Annotated in this window: 12 protein-coding genes; 8 read left to right on the top strand and 4 right to left on the bottom strand. The window is 39.8% G+C overall.

Annotated elements, in window-relative coordinates; translation table 11 throughout:
* The first annotated feature begins 57 nt into the window (after positions 1 to 57).
* From MJY40_RS01835 to preA, 3 genes are all read left to right on the top strand, one after another.
* Positions 58 to 1,167: a dihydroorotate dehydrogenase gene (locus MJY40_RS01835; RefSeq protein ID WP_317855381.1), complete on the top strand. Its 1,110-nt coding sequence runs from the start codon at positions 58 to 60 to the stop codon at positions 1,165 to 1,167.
* Between the two features lie 938 nt (positions 1,168 to 2,105).
* Positions 2,106 to 3,365, top strand: coding sequence for an FAD-dependent oxidoreductase (locus MJY40_RS01840; protein WP_331488247.1), 1,260 nt, complete (start codon positions 2,106 to 2,108; stop codon positions 3,363 to 3,365).
* Positions 3,366 to 3,377: 12 nt separating this feature from the next.
* On the top strand, positions 3,378 to 4,631 hold the full coding sequence (gene preA / locus MJY40_RS01845) for an NAD-dependent dihydropyrimidine dehydrogenase subunit PreA (protein ID WP_317855382.1): 1,254 nt from the start codon (positions 3,378 to 3,380) through the stop codon (positions 4,629 to 4,631).
* A 460-nt stretch (positions 4,632 to 5,091) separates the two neighbouring features.
* On the opposite strand, the gene MJY40_RS01850 is transcribed toward preA, so the two are convergent.
* From MJY40_RS01850 to MJY40_RS01860, 3 genes are all read right to left on the bottom strand, one after another.
* Complete coding sequence (locus MJY40_RS01850) at positions 5,092 to 5,880, bottom strand: nitroreductase family protein (protein WP_317855383.1); 789 nt, start codon at positions 5,878 to 5,880, stop codon at positions 5,092 to 5,094.
* 18 nt (positions 5,881 to 5,898) lie between these two features.
* A complete protein-coding gene (asnB, locus tag MJY40_RS01855) occupies positions 5,899 to 7,722 on the bottom strand; it encodes an asparagine synthase (glutamine-hydrolyzing) (RefSeq protein ID WP_317855384.1) in 1,824 nt (607 codons plus the stop codon).
* A gap of 549 nt (positions 7,723 to 8,271) precedes the next feature.
* On the bottom strand, positions 8,272 to 9,150 hold the full coding sequence (locus tag MJY40_RS01860) for a PHP domain-containing protein (RefSeq protein WP_317855385.1): 879 nt from the start codon (positions 9,148 to 9,150) through the stop codon (positions 8,272 to 8,274).
* A 373-nt stretch (positions 9,151 to 9,523) separates the two neighbouring features.
* Between MJY40_RS01860 and MJY40_RS01865 the strand changes: the two genes are divergently transcribed.
* From MJY40_RS01865 to MJY40_RS01885, 5 genes are all read left to right on the top strand, one after another.
* Complete coding sequence (locus MJY40_RS01865) at positions 9,524 to 10,006, top strand: TIGR04086 family membrane protein (protein ID WP_317855386.1); 483 nt, start codon at positions 9,524 to 9,526, stop codon at positions 10,004 to 10,006.
* Positions 10,007 to 10,452: 446 nt separating this feature from the next.
* Complete coding sequence (gene secD, locus MJY40_RS01870; RefSeq protein ID WP_317855387.1) at positions 10,453 to 11,730, top strand: protein translocase subunit SecD; 1,278 nt, start codon at positions 10,453 to 10,455, stop codon at positions 11,728 to 11,730.
* Positions 11,727 to 12,701: a protein translocase subunit SecF gene (secF, locus tag MJY40_RS01875; protein ID WP_317855388.1), complete on the top strand. Its 975-nt coding sequence runs from the start codon at positions 11,727 to 11,729 to the stop codon at positions 12,699 to 12,701. Before secD ends, secF begins: the two co-directional genes overlap by 4 nt.
* 298 nt (positions 12,702 to 12,999) lie before the next feature.
* A complete protein-coding gene (recJ, locus tag MJY40_RS01880) occupies positions 13,000 to 14,775 on the top strand; it encodes a single-stranded-DNA-specific exonuclease RecJ (protein WP_317855389.1) in 1,776 nt (591 codons plus the stop codon).
* Positions 14,776 to 14,788: 13 nt separating this feature from the next.
* Positions 14,789 to 15,301 (top strand): adenine phosphoribosyltransferase, encoded by a 513-nt coding sequence (locus MJY40_RS01885; RefSeq protein ID WP_317855390.1) that lies wholly within the window; start codon positions 14,789 to 14,791, stop codon positions 15,299 to 15,301.
* Between the two features lie 369 nt (positions 15,302 to 15,670).
* Here the strand turns inward: MJY40_RS01885 and MJY40_RS01890 are convergent, their stop codons facing one another.
* Positions 15,671 to 16,840, bottom strand: coding sequence for a DUF2812 domain-containing protein (locus MJY40_RS01890; protein ID WP_317855391.1), 1,170 nt, complete (start codon positions 16,838 to 16,840; stop codon positions 15,671 to 15,673).
* Positions 16,841 to 16,863 lie beyond the last annotated feature (23 nt).

Genomic DNA, 16,863 nt, shown 5'->3' on the forward strand with positions numbered 1-16,863 from the left:
GGGAGGGTTTCCATGCCCTCCCATTGTAAATTCCTATAAAAGAAATCAGGTGAATCTATGAAAACAACATTGATGGGTTTGGAACTTTCCACACCAGTGATTGTTGCTGCTGGACCTTGGGTTCGTGATGGTGCATGCATTGAAAAATGCTTTGCTGCCGGTGCTGGTGCTGTCATTACAGAAACCATAGGCACCCAAATGTATATGGAAACCAGACCTAGAATTGCAGGCAACGATATGGGTGTCCAAAATATTTGCTTGTATAGCCATCTGCCTATGGAAAATTGGGTGGATGAAATTGCAATTGCCAAAAAAAGTGGTGGTATTCTCATTGCAAGTGTCACTGCCAGCTCACCAACAGAGCTTGCTTATGTTGCCATCAAAATGGAACAAGCAGGTGCAGATGCATTGGAATTGTGTTTGTCATGTCCGCAAGGGGAAACACTAGAAGTGGTGGCATCCAGTGGCGAAAAGGTATATCAAATGACAAAAGAAGTGGTGGATCATGTGAAAATTCCAGTGATGGTGAAGCTTTCACAAAATGTATCCAACATTTCCTATGTGGCAAAAATGGCAAAGAAAGCAGGTGCAGCAGCAGTCAGTGCCATCAATACACCACGTTGTATTTTGGGTGTAGACATTGAACTGGGCAAACCTTTGTTGCCTACTTATGGTGGATATTCTGGTGCAGCAGTCAAACCTTTGGCTTTGGCATCTGTGGCAACCATAGCACAGACGGTAGACATTCCCATTTGTGGTGTTGGCGGTATTTCCACTGCAAAAGATGCCATTGAATATTTGATGTTGGGTGCAACTGCTGTGCAAATTGGAACAGCTGTCATTTTGGAAGGTTATGAAGTTATTACAAAAGTAGTGGAAGGTATCTCCAAATGGGCAGAAGAACACCACGTGAAACATGCAAAGGAAATCAAAGGTTGTGCATTGACCGGCTTGCAATCCTTCGATGAAATGACGGTAGACCCTTTGGTGTGTAAAATAAAAAGAGATGAATCATGTGAAATTGGATGTACTGTCTGTCAAAAGGTCTGTATGTATGAAGCAGTGGAATGTACAGACGGTGTTGTGGAAATCACATCAGATAGATGTACTGGATGTGGCGTTTGCGTGTCCTTGTGTCCAAGTCAAAAATTGCGTTTGTCTTGGTGAATAGAAATGATTTGAAAGCGGAGTATATGCTCTGCTTTTTTATTGCAAAACTATAGAATATATGGATAGTATCACTGTCATTCAGAGGAACAAAGTGATGAAGAATCTAAAAACCAAGATGCTTCACTACGTTCTGCATGACGAATCAGTGGGCAGTGAACAGTGGTCAGAAAAGCACAAACTTGTCATTCAGAGGAACAAAGTGACGAAGAATCTAATCACTTTCATTAGGCGATATGGTTCGATATTCGCAATTTGTAGGGTAGGGTCTTGACCCTACCGCATATATTCCCCATACAGTACCCATATGTTTTGCAGTTTTCATGTCAAAATCCAATCAAAATAGCGCTAATACCCCTATAATTTTAGGGTATTTACCATTCAGTTCATAGAAATTTCACATCAAAAAGCATGTTAGTCAAAACAAACAACAGGGTTTCTGACAATTATCGTTGTTTATTTTTTATCAAAAAGAAAAGGTCATTTCTTGGTAAAAAACCAGTGTATTCATAAGAAGGACAAGTGTATTTTTGTGAATTTCGACTGTTTGCTTGGAATAACTCCTATGTTTTTGTAGGAATTTATTTTGCATACAAATGAATATAGTTGTCTGTTATTTTACTGTAGGGTTTTGAACTTTTGCACAAAAAACACACCAAAAAACGAAATTCACAACACAAGCGAAAAAATGGCATAATTGCAAAGAACCCTGATAAATGCTATAATGTAACTAGTTACAAAGCAGAATTGCACATGGATTTGAGACCAATTTTGCTTTGGTAGTCTATAGAAGGAAATGCAGTTTCTTCTATAAAAAAGGGTATGGATTATGTGGCATCTAGGTGGAAGTTGGTGCATAAAATTTATCCAAAGCAAATGTCTCAATTGGCAAAGGTGATACTTTTGCATATAGGAAAGGAGTGATTATTTTGAGTAAGGTGAAAATCGGAACTTATTTTGAAGAAGCACAATGTGGGTTTACCCCAAGAACTGCAATGGAAGAAGCAGCAAGATGTTTGCTCTGCTACGATTCCCCTTGTAGCAAAGGATGTCCAGCTGGCACAGATCCTGCAAAATTCATTCGATCCATTCGTTTCCGCAATGTAAAAGGTGCAGCAGAAACCATTCGTGAAAACAACGTTATGGGTGGCAGTTGTGCTATGGTCTGTCCTTATGACAGAATGTGTGAAGAAGCTTGTAGTAGATGTGGCATCGACAAACCAATCGAAATTGGTAGATTGCAACGTTTTGCTATGGAACAAGAAGCTGCTTTTGGTATGAAAATTTTGGTGGCTCCAGAAGAAAAGAAAGCAGGCAAAGTGGCTTGTATCGGTTCTGGTCCTGCATCCCTCACTTGTGCAGCAGAGCTTGCAAAAGCTGGCTATGAAGTGACTGTTTTTGAAGCAATGGAAAAAGCTGGTGGCGTTTTGACATATGGCATCAACTATTCCAGATTGCCACAAGAAGTTGTGGATCGTGATATCCAAGCTGTGACTGATTTGGGTGTTGAAATTGTATGTGGATGTAAAGTAGACGCAAAGAAAATTGAAGAACTCAAAGCTGATGGCTATGTGGCATTCTTTGTGGGTGCTGGTCTTTGGGCGGCAAAATTGCCTGATATTGAAGGTGCAAATTTGGCTGGCGTAAAAACAGCTGTTGATTTCTTGAAAGACGCTCGTGTATCTGGTGGCAAAGCAGATATGGGCAAAAAAGTCATCGTAATCGGTGGCGGTAACGTTGCTATGGATTGTGCGTTGTCTGCAAAACTTATGGGTGCAGAACACGTTGCAATTTGGTATAGAAGAACCATTGAAGAAGCTCCTGCTGATATTGCAGAAATCGAACACATCCTTTCTTTGGGCATTCCAATGACCACAAACTTTGCTCCAGATTTCTTGGAAGGCGATGGCAAAGTGGAATTCATGCACTTCAAAGGACGTGATGGTGTTTCCTCTGCTAAAGTACAAGTGGATACAGTGGTATTCGCAATTGGTCAAGCTCCAGAAGAAATGGCTGAAATTGCAGAATTTGCAAAAAATCCAAAGGGCGGTTTGGTTGTAGACGAAAGTGGCAAAACCAATTTGGAAGGTTTCTTTGCAGCTGGTGATATCGTAAATGGTGGTAAAACTGTTGTAGAAGCCGTGGCAGGTGGAAAAGCAGCGGCTGTGGAAATGATTGCATACTTAGAGAAAAGATAAGGAGGGAACATTATGTCAATCAAAAAAGATTTGTCTATTGAATATTTGGGTGTAAAATGTGAAAATCCTTTCTTCCTTTCTTCTTCTCCTGTAGGAAGTAACTACGAAATGGTTGCAAAGGCATACGAAGAAGGTTGGGGTGGTGTATTCTACAAAACCGTTGGTATCTTTGTAGCAGATGAATGTTCACCACGTTTTGACCATAACAAAAAAGAAGGAACACCTTGGTTGGGATTCAAAAATATGGAACAAATTTCTGACAAACCAACTGAATTGAACTTTGAAAATATGTATAAATTGAAAAGAGATTTCCCAGATAAAATCATGGTTTCTTCCATCATGGGTAGTACAAATGAAGAATGGGATGCTCTTGCAAAAATGTCTGAACAAGCAGGCGCAGATTTGATTGAATGTAACTTCTCTTGTCCTCAAATGACAAGTCACGCAATGGGTTCTGACGTTGGTACCAATGTTGAGTTGGTTCGTGGATATAGCCAAGCTGTTTCCAGAGCAACCAAATTGCCTGTCATTGCAAAAATGACACCTAACATTACAACTATGGAAATTCCTGCAATTGCTGCTATCGAAGGTGGCGCAAAGGGTATTTCTGCAATCAATACCATCAAATCCATCACCAATATTGATTATGAAAACATGACAGCTATGCCTGTTGTCAACGGAAAATCCTCCATTTCTGGATATTCTGGTGCAGCAGTCAAACCAATTGCACTTCGTTTTGTGGCACAAATGTTGCAAAATGAACAACTCAAAAATGTTCCAATGAGTGGTATCGGTGGTATCGAAACTTGGAGCGATGCTTTGGAATTTATGCTTTTGGGCTGTAGAAACGTGCAAGTAACCACATCTGTCATGCAATATGGCTATCGTATCGTAGAAGATATGTCTAGTGGTTTGATGCATTGGATGGATGAACATGGTTTCAACTGTTTGGATGATTTTATTGGTTTGGCACTTGGCAATATCATTCCAGCAGAAGATTTGAATCGTGATTTCAAGATTTTGCCAGAATTCCACAATGACAAATGTGTGGGCTGTGGTAGATGTTATGTTTCTTGTTACGATGCTGCTCATCAAGCAATTGATTGGGACCCAATCAATAGACGTCCAATTCTCAATGACAATTGTGTTGGCTGTCACCTTTGCTTGAATGTATGTCCAGTGGTTGGTGCCATCACTCCAGGTGAAGTGAAATGGAAATCAGGCAGACCACAAATCAACATCGCAATGAAACACAAATACGAATAAAATTCATTCTAATTTGCAAGGTTGCCCCCTTGCATATATGAGAAAAGGATGGTGCCTCGGCATCATCCTTTTCAGCGTATCGAAAAATCGACACGCTAACTCGAAATCAGGATTTCGAGTTGTGAACATAGGTAAAAAAGACAATTTCCTCGTGCAAGTGCTTCTACGAAGCACCTAGAAATCGCTTTTTGTCCTCGACGAAATGCGATTCCGTCTGCGGATGAAAGTCTGCGACGCTAAAACCCAAAGAAAGTTCTTAGTTTTTTGACAGTCAGAAGGATGGTGCGTAAGCATCATCCTTTTTGTGTGTGTATAATCTGTAATTCTTTGTGGAAATGCCTATTTCAAGATAACTACACCTAATCATATTATTGCTGTGTAGGGAATGCATTGTATGCATTCTGCTTTCGATACGCATACAATGCGTACCCTACAAAAATTTGCAATTGATTTTAAAATGTCAATCCATCCAAGTCACATTTGCTTTTTTCATTCTTTGTGGCACATGCAAATAATCTTCTTTGCTTGTGTCTGCATATCCAAGGAAAATACCACCGAAAAATGCGTGATGTTCAGGCAATTGGAAGTATTCCACCAATTCTGGAATATTGTTGGCAAGTCTAGTCAAATATCCAGCCCAACAAGTGGAAATGCCGATACTTTGGAAGTACAATTCCAAATAGGTCAAAGCAATTGCTGTATCTGCTGTTGGATTGATGGCATTTTTGTCACAATACCCCAAAATCACAGTTTGTGCATTGCCAAAGACTGGATTTTTTCCAAGGGCACACAATTCTTTGATTTCTGGACAGATACCAGTTTTGTCTACAAAAGCCAAAATATGACCCAGAATCACATCCAACTCTTTTCTGGAATCAATGACAATCCAATGGGTTGGTTTCTGATTTTTGGCACTGTTGCCCCAATTGGCAATCTCCAAAGCGTGTTCTAGGATGTTGTGGTTTACGTGTTCCTCTGTAAAACTACGGATGGAACGTCTTTGCAAGAGAAATTGCTCCAAATCACCAGCAAATGTTTCTGGTAATTGCCTGAGTGGCTCTGGTAAAATTCCTTCTTTGCCATCTAAAGTGATGGCATTGGTTGGACAGACAGCAGCACAGTGCATACAAGAAATACAAATCCTGTCAGGGTTTGCCACTGGTACATCCTTCATCTCCAAAACAGAAAATGGACAAGCAGTCAAGCAACTGCCACATTGGATACATTTCGATTCCTCTACGCAAATCATAAAAACACCCCTTTTGATTTAGATTTCAAAATATTGTTTGTGCCATACCAAAAACATATAAATGGTCCAAATTTTACGACTATTGTCAGCTTTGCCAGCTCTATGATCGTCAAGATACTGTACAATTTCATTGGTTTTGAAGAATTCTTCTGCTGCTTTGGAAGTAAACGCTTCTTTGACACGATTGTAATAAGCATCTTCCTTAAGCCAAATTCTGATTGGTACAGGGAATCCGAGTTTTTTCTTTTCTGCCACCATATCTGGCAAATATCTATGTGCAGCTTGACGCATTGCAAATTTTGTATTTTCTTTGTTGACTTTATATTTTGTTGGCAATGTGCTTGCAATATCAAAGACACGTCTATCGAGGAAAGGTACACGCACTTCCAAAGAATGTGCCATACTCATTTTGTCAGCTTTCAGCAAAATATCACCAATCAACCAAAAATGAATGTCAATGTATTGCATTTTGGTCACATCATCAAGATGTGCCACTTTGTCATAAAATGGCTTGGTCAATTCTGTATGAGGGTAGTTGCCACTTGGGTTTTTGAGAATGCGTTCACGTTCTTCTTTGGAAAGCATGAAAGCGTTACCAATGAAACGTTCTTGCAAGTCTTTGCTACCACGGATGAGGTAGTTTTTCCCTTTCATATTGGGCATACGTTTTGCCACATAACCAAGGCTTTTGCGTACAAATTTAGGCAAACGAGTCAAAAGCAACAATGCATGTGGTTCACGATAGATGTTGTATCCACCAAAGAATTCATCAGCACCTTCACCACTTAAGGCTACTTTTACGTGTTTTGCAGCAGTTTGGCTGACAAAATACAAAGCAATCGCAGAAGGATCTGCCAATGGTTCATCCATATGGTATTGTACTTTGCCTAAGGTATCCCAATATTCATCCTTTGTGATCAGTTTGCTGTGATTTTCAATTTCGATTTTTTCAGACAATGCTTTTGCGAAGTCAATTTCGTTGTATTTTTCATAATCAAAGCCAACGGTAAAGGTTTTGTCACCTTTGAAACAAGAAGCCACATAGGAGCTATCCACACCACTGGATAAGAAAGAACCAACCTCAACATCACTGATTTTATGCATTTGGATGGAATCTTGCATGGCTTCATCAATGTCATCCACAAATTGTTCTAAGGATTTGTTGTGGTCGATTTCAAATTTTGGTTCCCAATATCTGCGTACATTCAACTCACCATTTTTGAAGGTGAAACAATGTGCAGGCATCAAACGAAATACGTTTTTGAAGAAGGTTTCTGGCAACACACTGTATTGGAAGGTCAAATAGTTTTCCAAAGCGTTTTTGTTCACTTCCCTTGGGAAGTTTGGATATTCCAAAATGCTTTTGATTTCAGAACCATAAATCATTTGGTTGTCATAAAGAGCATAGTAAAAAGGTTTGATACCAAAGAAATCCCTAGCACCAAAAAGGGTTTGGTTTTTTGCATCCCAAATAACAAAGGTGAACATACCACGGAGTTTCGCAAGCAATTCTTCACCATATTCTTCATATCCATGAAGCAACACTTCAGTATCGGCATTGCTACCCATGATATGACCTTTTTCTTCCAAATCTTTTCTAATTTCTTGGTAATTGTAAATTTCACCATTGAAGGTAATGACCATATCTTTTGTTTCGTTGTAGATAGGCTGTGTGCCACCTTCCAAGTCAATGATGCTCAAACGACGAAATCCAAGGGAAACGCCATCATCCATATAAGAACCACCACTGTCAGGTCCTCTATGATGGATTTTATCTTTCATTCGTTCTAAAATTTCTTCTGTATTTGCCAAATGGCCTGTAAAGCCACAAATTCCACACATGGGTTGTCCTCCTTTTGTTTGGGGGTATTTCTACTATATAATATTTTGTATTCTAACATAAAATATATGGGTATGCAATATTGTAGGTGGTTTTGTATTTTGTGGTTGTTGGTGGGAGGGCATGGAAACCCTCCCCTACGATGCAAATTTATATTTTATGGTGGTTTATGACGAAATGATGCAAATTTACGTTTTGGTTTTGTAGGGGATGGCGTCCTCGACATCCCGTTGATATGTAATTATTTCTGTATTCCACCAATCTGCCATTTAGAGGAATGTTTCGTAGCGACGAAGAATCCTTTCGGTCGATTCGTGAATCGCCCCTACAATTCCAAATTTATGTTTTGTGGTGAGTTTTGTTGTTTTTTGTAGGGGAGGATAGTATCCTCCTGTATTCCACCAATCTGCCATTTAGAGGAAAGTTTCGCAGCGATGAAGAATCCTTTCGGTCGATTCGTGAATCGCCCCTACAATTCCAAATTTATGATTTGTGGTGATTTTGGTGTTTTCGTAGGGGAGGATAGTATCCTCCAGCATTTCGCAAATCTGTCATTCAGAGGAGTACAGCGACGAAGAATCTTTGGTTTTTAGATTCTGCCAACAACCATATTCCACTTCCAAATGTCCCATACCAATCCCCAATTGGATATCTGGTTTATTTTCACCATGGAAATCACTGCCACCAGAAGGCAACAACTTGTGTTTCTTTGCCAATTTTAGAACTGCTTTTCTTTGATTTGGGGTATAGGTGGAGTAGTAGCACTCAATGCCATCCAAGCCATAGGACACAAATTCTTTGCACAATGCATCCAACTGTCCAAAATCCAATTTATATAAGGTGGGATGTGCCAAAATCGCAACACCACCAGCGTTATGAATTTCTGCAATGACATCCTTTGGTGTAGGCAAATTCCTAGGTAAAAATGCAGGGCATCCATTACCAATGTATTTTTGGAAAGCTTCATTTCTATCTTTCACATAACCCTTTTGAAAGAGGAGTGTACCAAAATGAGCTCTTGTCACCACACGACCACCAGCAGTTTGATGGAGTTCTTCTAAGGTGCAGTCAAATCCCAAATCACAAAGTTTTGCAAGCATCAAAAGATTGCGTTTCTTACGTTCTTCACGCAAAGCAGCCAAATATCCTGTCAAATGAGGTGAATCTGGATCAAATCCCAAACCAACAATGTGAATTTCTGGTTGATGGAATTTCTCATAGGTACAAGCCATTTCAATACCAGCAATGGTTTCTATATCATGCTTCTTGCCAGCTTCCATAAATTCAGCCAAACCATCAATGGTATCGTGGTCTGTCAGTGCAATGGCAGATAGTCCAATGCGCTTTGCCAAAACCACCAAAGCTTCTGGAGAAACAGTACCATCAGAACGATAAGAATGTGTATGTAAATCAACGAATTGTTTTGTCATAAAAACCTCCTTGATATAGAGTTACAACTCGAAATCAGGATTTCGAGTTGTAAAACATAGGTAAAAAAGACGATTTCCTCGTGCAAGTGCTTCTACGAAGCACCTAGAAATCGCTTTTTGTCCTCAACAGGAGTGAATCCTGTCTGCGGATTTAAGTCTGCGACGCTAAAGGCGAAATAATTATGGGTTTTGACAGTATAAGAGACGAAAACCCATCCTCTACAAAGGAAATATATATCCGTATTCTACAATTGTAGGGGCAGATTCTATATCTGTCTGTTACTTACCATAGACACCATGAGTCATTAGCCTAAGTATAGCATATTTTGTACACGATTCCCATAAAATATACAAAAACCTAGGAGGCTTATGTATGAAACGGATTCGTATACCAAAAGTACCAAAACCACCCAAATGGAAGAACAGATGTAGCGTTATTTTGGAGGGTAGAGAACGAAAAGAAGGTTGCAAACGCAACAAATCACAAACCAAAAGCACTGTTTTACATATGGTAAAGGGCGTTGCAGTTGCCTTTGCAATCACTTGCATTTTCTTTGTTGCATATGGCATGGTTTTGACCTATACCGAAACCAATATGGATGCTTTGCCTGTCATATCTCTTGTGTGCACTGCCATTTCAGCTGCAATCGCTGGTTTTGATTGGGGCAAATGTAAATCAAAACGTAGGTTGTTTTGGGGTATGGGTGCTGGTGTGTGCTATGCCATTTTGTTGTTTTTGTTGACGTCTGTTGGTGCTGAAACGGTTGCTTGGAGTTTGTCCAAAACCATGACTTTGGTGGTTGCCATTGCTGCTGGTGGACTTGGCGGTGGTATTGCCAATTTTGCTGGTAAATAACAAAAGATCCTTCACTGCGTTCAGGATGACAAAATCATTGCAATCAAAAGCCGATTTTGCCACTGTAGGGGCAGATTCTATATCTGCCCGTTGTATGATAGAAATTTCCATCTATATTTCTTACTTTTTTCTGATTTGGATTGCAAAAGGATTTCTTTGTGATATAATAAAATTTAGGGCAACACCGCACAGTCCTAGAGCACAATCTTTGTGGTTTATTTCCTCATCATAGACACCAAAAATACTCGACGATATTTCCGATATCGACTCCGTTTTTTAGCGGCTATGATAAAAAAATATCCTCACAAATCTTGCAATCAGGGTTGTGCGGTATTGCCCTAGTAAAAATGACTTGATTTTAGGCGGTTCTTCTTTTGACCGAAGAGAAACCGTCTTTCTATCTGTTTTCTATTGGAAACAGAATCGTCAAAGGAGGAATTGACAATATGAAGAAAAAAGGCGGAATCATCCTCGCTGTCATGTTGGCTGTGTTGGTTGCAGCCAGTAGCGTGGCATATTTGGGTGTTGGAGAAGACAAGCAGTTTAGCGTGTCTCAAATTGAACAAGGGTTGGACTTGCGTGGCGGTGTAGAAATTGTCTACGAAGCGGATAAAGAAGATGTGACAACAGAAGATATGTCTGCTGCAATCTCTTTGTTGCAAGGACGTTTGGACTGGAATGGTTGGACAGAAGCGGAAGCTGCAATTGAAGGCACAGACCGTATTCGTGTACAAATTCCAGGTGTAGAAGATGCAGAAGAAGCAATCCAAGAAATCGGTCAAACTGGTCAGTTGACATTTTTGGATGGTGATGGCAATGTATTGTTGACTGGGGAAATGGTCAAAACAGCTTCCAAAGAAGTTGGTGCAACCTCAACAGGTGGCGCTTCCATGCCATATGTTTCCTTGGAATTTACAGATGAAGGTGCAGATGCCTTTGCAGCAGCAACAGCAGCAAATATTGGCAAAATGATTGCCATTGTTATGGATGATAACATCATCAGTGCACCAACTGTGCAATCTGTCATCAAAGATGGAAAAGCAACCATTACTGGTAACTTTACTGGTGAAGAAGCAGAAAACTTGGCAGCTCTCATTCGTGCAGGTTCTTTGCCATTTAACTTGGAAGTCATCCAAATGCAAAATGTAGGTGCAAGACTTGGTGCAGATGCCCTTTCCACAGGGATTCAAGCAGGTCTTGTGGGCATTAGTTTGGTGCTTGTGTATATGCTTTTTGCATATCGTATTTTGGGCTTTGCAGCAAACTGGGCATTGCTCATTTACATTGGTTTGGACTTCATTGCCCTCAGTGCTTGTGGCATAACCCTAACCCTTCCTGGTATCGCTGGTATCATCCTTTCTGTTGGTATGGCAGTAGATGCCAATGTGGTTATTTTTGAACGTATCAAAGAAGAAATTGCAGCAGGCAAATCTTTGCGTGCTTCCACAAAGATTGGTTTCTCCAGAGCACTTCCAGCAATTGTGGATGGTAATATCACCACTTTGATTGCAGGTGCAGTTTTGTTCTATCTTGGTTCTGGTACCATCAAAGGCTTTGCAAGTACATTGATTGTTGGTATCGTCATTTCCATGTTTACAGCTCTTGTCATTACAAGACTCATTGTAAATGGTTTGATTTATGTTGGCGTACAAAACCCAGTCCTATATGGCGTGGTCAGTATTCCAAATGAAGATATTGAAGTGGAAGGAGGCGACCAAGAATGAAAATAATTGAAAATAGAAAGAAATTTTTCCTTCTTTCATTGGTTATTGTTTTGATTGGTATTGGCGCAATGGTATTCCAAGGTAGCCAAGGCAATGGTATGCTCAATTGGGATGTTGAGTTTACTGGTGGTACTTCCATGGTTTATGATATGGGTGAAGATGTGCCACAAAGTGAATTGATTGCATTGATTTCTGATGCAACAGGTCAATCCAGTCCACAAGTGCAAGAAATTGTAGGGTCTACAGAAGTGACATTGAAACTTTCTTCCTTGGATAGTGAAGCACGTGAAGATTTGACAGCAGCAATCCAAGCAGTGTATCCAAAAGCAGAACTGAAATCTTCTGCTGATGTCAGTGGTACTGTAAGTTCTGAAATGCAAGCAGCAGCCATCAAAGCGACACTCATTGCTTGTGTGGCAATGTTGTTCTATATTTCTTTGAGATTTAGAGATTTTCGTGCAGGTGGCAGTGCGATTTTGGCATTGGTTCATGATGTATTGTTTGTTTTGGCAGCATATGCAATTTTGCGTATTCCAGTCAACAATACATTCATTGCAGTTTTGTTAACTGTTTTGGGGTATTCTGTCAATGCAACCATTGTTATTTTTGACCGTATTCGTGAAAATAGAAAAATTTTGCCAGAAGAAATGGAAAGAGCAGAACGCTTCAACATCAGTGTACAACAAACTTTGAAACGTTCCATTCATACCTCTGTAACCACATTCTTGGCAGTTGGAGCAGTGTATTGTCTTGGGGTAACATCCATCAAAGAATTTGCACTTCCTATGATGGTGGGTATCGTTGCTGGTGCGTATTCCTCTATCTGTATTTCAGCTTCCATTTGGTACACATTGTTGCCTGAAGGCGTAGATGAAGTGCCATCTGATGAAGTGGAAGAAGAAGTGAATATGTTGACAGAAGAAGACTTTGGTAACTTCTGGGAAGATGATGATGACGATTGGATGAAATAAGTTAGACTAAGGACTAATGGTGAATGGTGAATGATTCAAAACCAAATACAACGAAACTGTGGTATGGGTTTCTCATTCTGTTATAAATCACCACAACACTCAAATATAATGCAATCGTGGTATGGGTTTCTCATTGTAAAACAAACCACCACGCCATCAAAATATTCTGCAATCGTAGGGTTTTGGAGCAAAGCTCCAAGAGGTTTCCCATCCTGCAATGAACCACAAAATAACACAATGTAGGGGTGGATTCCATATCCACCCTTTTTACATATTTTCGCATCAGGAGGTGAACCTTATGAATCGTTGGGTATTGAAACGCAACAAAGTACAAATTGCAGCAATGGCACAGGAATTGGGCATTTCACCCATCAAAGCCAATGTGTTGGCAAATCGTGGGTTGGTCAATCGTCATGATGCCAATTTATTCATATCTGGCAACTTAGAGGATGTACCATCACCTTTTCTGTTGAAGGATATGGAACTGGCGTTACAATTGGTGGATGCAGCCATTCATAGTGGAAAGAAAATCGTAATCTATGGGGATTATGACGTGGATGGTGTCACAAGTACAACCATTTTGACCCAAACCGTCAGAAAACTAGGTGGCACTGTGTCCTATTATTTGCCACACAGACAAAAAGAGGGTTATGGTCTGAATTTGGAAGCTGTGGAAACACTTGGCAACATGAAAACGGAATTTTTACTGACATGTGACAATGGGATTTCTTCCATTAAAGAAATAGCAAGAGCCAAAGAATTGGGTATGCAGGTAGTTATCATTGATCATCATGAACCAGGATTTTTAGGCAGTGGTGATACCAAAAAAGACATTTTGCCAGAAGCAGATGCCATCATTGACCACAAACAACAAGCATGCACCTATCCAAATCAAACCTTGTGTGCAGGGGCTTTATCTTATTTATTTGCAAAGGAATTGCTTACTAAGAATAATGTATCAGATGTGGATTTTGTGGAAGAACTCTTGGTGTTTGCAACCATTGCCACCGTTTGTGATATGGTGGATTTGCTTGGAGAAAATCGTGTTTTGGTGCAACATGGTTTGCAGAAAATTGGAAATACTCAAAACATTGGCTTGCAAGCATTGATTCATGCAACTGGACTGTCTGATAAACAGATTACAGCATATCATTTGGGCTTTGTCATTGGTCCATGTATCAATGCAACTGGACGTTTGGAAAGTGGTGAAATGGCAGTTGCTTTGTTCTGTGAAACCAATCCAGAAGCAGCAAAAGAAAAGGCAGAAACTTTGAAATATTTGAATGAAGAACGTAAACATATGACACAGGAAGCGGCTCTTTTGGCAGAAGAAAAGATTGAAAAGGAACAATTGCTGGAAAATAAGGTTTTGGTCATTTATGAAAAAGAAATTCATGAAAGTGTAGCTGGAATTGTGGCAGGTCGCATCAAAGAAAAGTACCATAGACCAGTGGTGCTGATTACAGGTGCAGAAGATGGCGCCAAAGGTTCTGGACGTAGCGTAGAAGGATTTGACTTGTTTGCAGCTTTGTATGAATGTAAGGAATTGTTCACAAAATTTGGTGGACATGCCATGGCAGCAGGACTTTCTTTGCCAGAAGAAAACATACCAGAACTGGATCGTATGCTGAACGCAAGTTGTCCTTTAACGGTAGAAGAAATGACACCTGTTTTGCGTTTGGATGGTGTGTTGCAATTTGTGGAAATGGATATGCGTCTTGCAATGGAGCTGGAAGATTTGGCACCATTTGGCAAAGCAAACCCATCACCACTTTTCGTATCCCAAAACATCAAAATAGATCGCATTCAATTGATGGGTAAAAATCGTGATATGATGCGTCTGACTTTGTTGGAGCCAAAAACAGGCAAACGCTTGTCAGCAGTGTCTTTTGATGGGTATGAAAAGATGAAAAAACTCCTAAAGGAATTGCATACACAGGAAGAATGTGATACGATTATGGCAGGTGGTAAATGCACAGTCCCTATGGACTTTGTGTATCAAATAGATATCAATACATACAACGGCAGAAGTTCTGTACAGTTGATGGTAAAAGATTTTAGGTGTTCCAAATAAGGAGGAAACAAAAATGGATTTGAAACAAGCAATTAGAGACATTCCTGATTTTCCACAAGAAGGTGTGTTGTTCCGTGACATTACAACTTTGTTGAAAGACCCAGTGGCAATGGTGGAATCTGTAGACCAAATGAAAGCATTTTTGGAAGATGTGGACTTTGATTTGATTTTGGGACCAGAATCCCGTGGTTTCATTTATGGAATGCCCATTGCATATACAATGAAAAAAGGATTTGTGCCAGTGCGTAAAGCAGGCAAATTGCCAGCAGAAGTCATCTCTATGTCCTATGACTTGGAATATGGTTCTGCAACCATCGAAATCCATAAAGATGCCATCAAAGCTGGTGACAAAGTGGTTATCATTGATGATTTGTTGGCAACAGGTGGCACTGCAAAAGCAATGGTAGACTTGGTGGAAAGCGTTGGTGCAACTGTGGTTTCCTTGAATTTCTTGATTGAATTGGATTTCTTGGAAGGTAGACAAGCGTTGGAAGGTCAAACCATCAATAGCGTATTGCATTATTAAAAAATGCTAACTCGAAATCAGGATTTCAAATTAGCATGTTGATTTTTTCGACACGCAAAGGACTTCAAATTAAATTGAGGTCCTTTTTTGATGCTTGTTTTATCATTTCGTCAATTCGTGAATCGCTCCTACAGTTCAATGTTCGGTTTTTGTTTGTAGGGGAGGGTTTCCATGCCCTCCTTTTGGTTATTCCATCATTTCAGCAAAACCAAGATCCTTCGGTACCCTCAGGATGACAAAATCGAACTGTCATTCTGAACGTTTGACACTTGTGTCAAAGAGTGAAGAATCTTTTCGGTCGATTCGTGAATCGCCCCTACAGTTGCATTTGGTTTTGTAGGGGATGGCGTCCCCGACATCCCGTGGGGATTATTCCATCATTTCTGCAAACACATCCAAACGTTCCACCACATTTGTATCATATGAATCCAAATAGATTCCTGCCACAATGGTATCACCATCCAAAATCCAAAACTCATCCCATGCATCTTCACTTTTATAAATATACACTTGGTCAAATATATCTGTTGCAACAACAAACTTATCTTCTGATGGTGCTGGTGTCAATAAAACACCTTGGTTGGAACGTATCCAAGAATCAAAGGCAAGCTCTGCCAATTGTTGTGAATAGAGTTCCGAATAGAATAGATACAACACCCCATCTTCAAATGCACCTGTTTTTCGAATACCCCCATATTGTTCCAAATTGTATTGGCGATTGGTAAACCATGTTTTTGTGATACGGTAATGCTTTTCTTCAAAGGGTATTTTGCCACCAGATACATCCACAATGGATATAACAGGCATTTCATCTGCAATTTGATCCAAATCAGCATAGTTTGGGTCAAAAAAATTGATAAATGAAAAAGTAATTGGTACCAGTACAGCAAAAAGCATGGTTACAAGTTGGTACATACGATTTTGCAAGAAATGGAATGCATTTGGAAATGGGTCTTCTTGACGCTCTAATGACAAGTGCTCCAAATCAGCACCATATCTTTTGTGAAGTCTCATCCATCTAATATTGCTGGGAATCAAAAGACAAAAAGCCATGAAAAGAGTGATTATGGCGAAGTAGAACATCAAATATCCACCAAATAAGACCACCTTATGGAAACGATATAAAAAAATCCAAGCAATGCCACAAAGTCCAATGATACGAAATACAATAGAAAGGCATAGAGCTTTTTGCAATTGCTTGCCTATACCTTGAAAACGTGATTGTTGTACATCATCTCCAATGGGCAATTCTTTTGGAACTGCATCGGTGTTTTGGAACAATAGAAAATATTTGTTATGAGTGCCAATAAATTCCCAACCATGTTCAGAAAATTCTTCCAAATCCCAAGTATTGGAAAGCTTTTGTGTTTTTTCTATTGGAATGAAACGATAGGTTGTTTTCTGTGGAACACCAGTTGTGAAGTATGCAAAATAAAACCCCAAATGGGCAACAAAAAGACCTTCTTCTGCCAATTCTGCAAACCAATGTTCCAAATATGTAATATCAAACTGATGGACTGGATATAGTTTTTTAATCATAAAAACCTCCTGTTGGTGGTGAG

It is taken from the genome of Chakrabartyella piscis, from assembly GCA_030067835.1.
GTDB classification, from domain to species: Bacteria; Bacillota; Clostridia; order Lachnospirales; family Anaerotignaceae; genus Chakrabartyella; species Chakrabartyella piscis.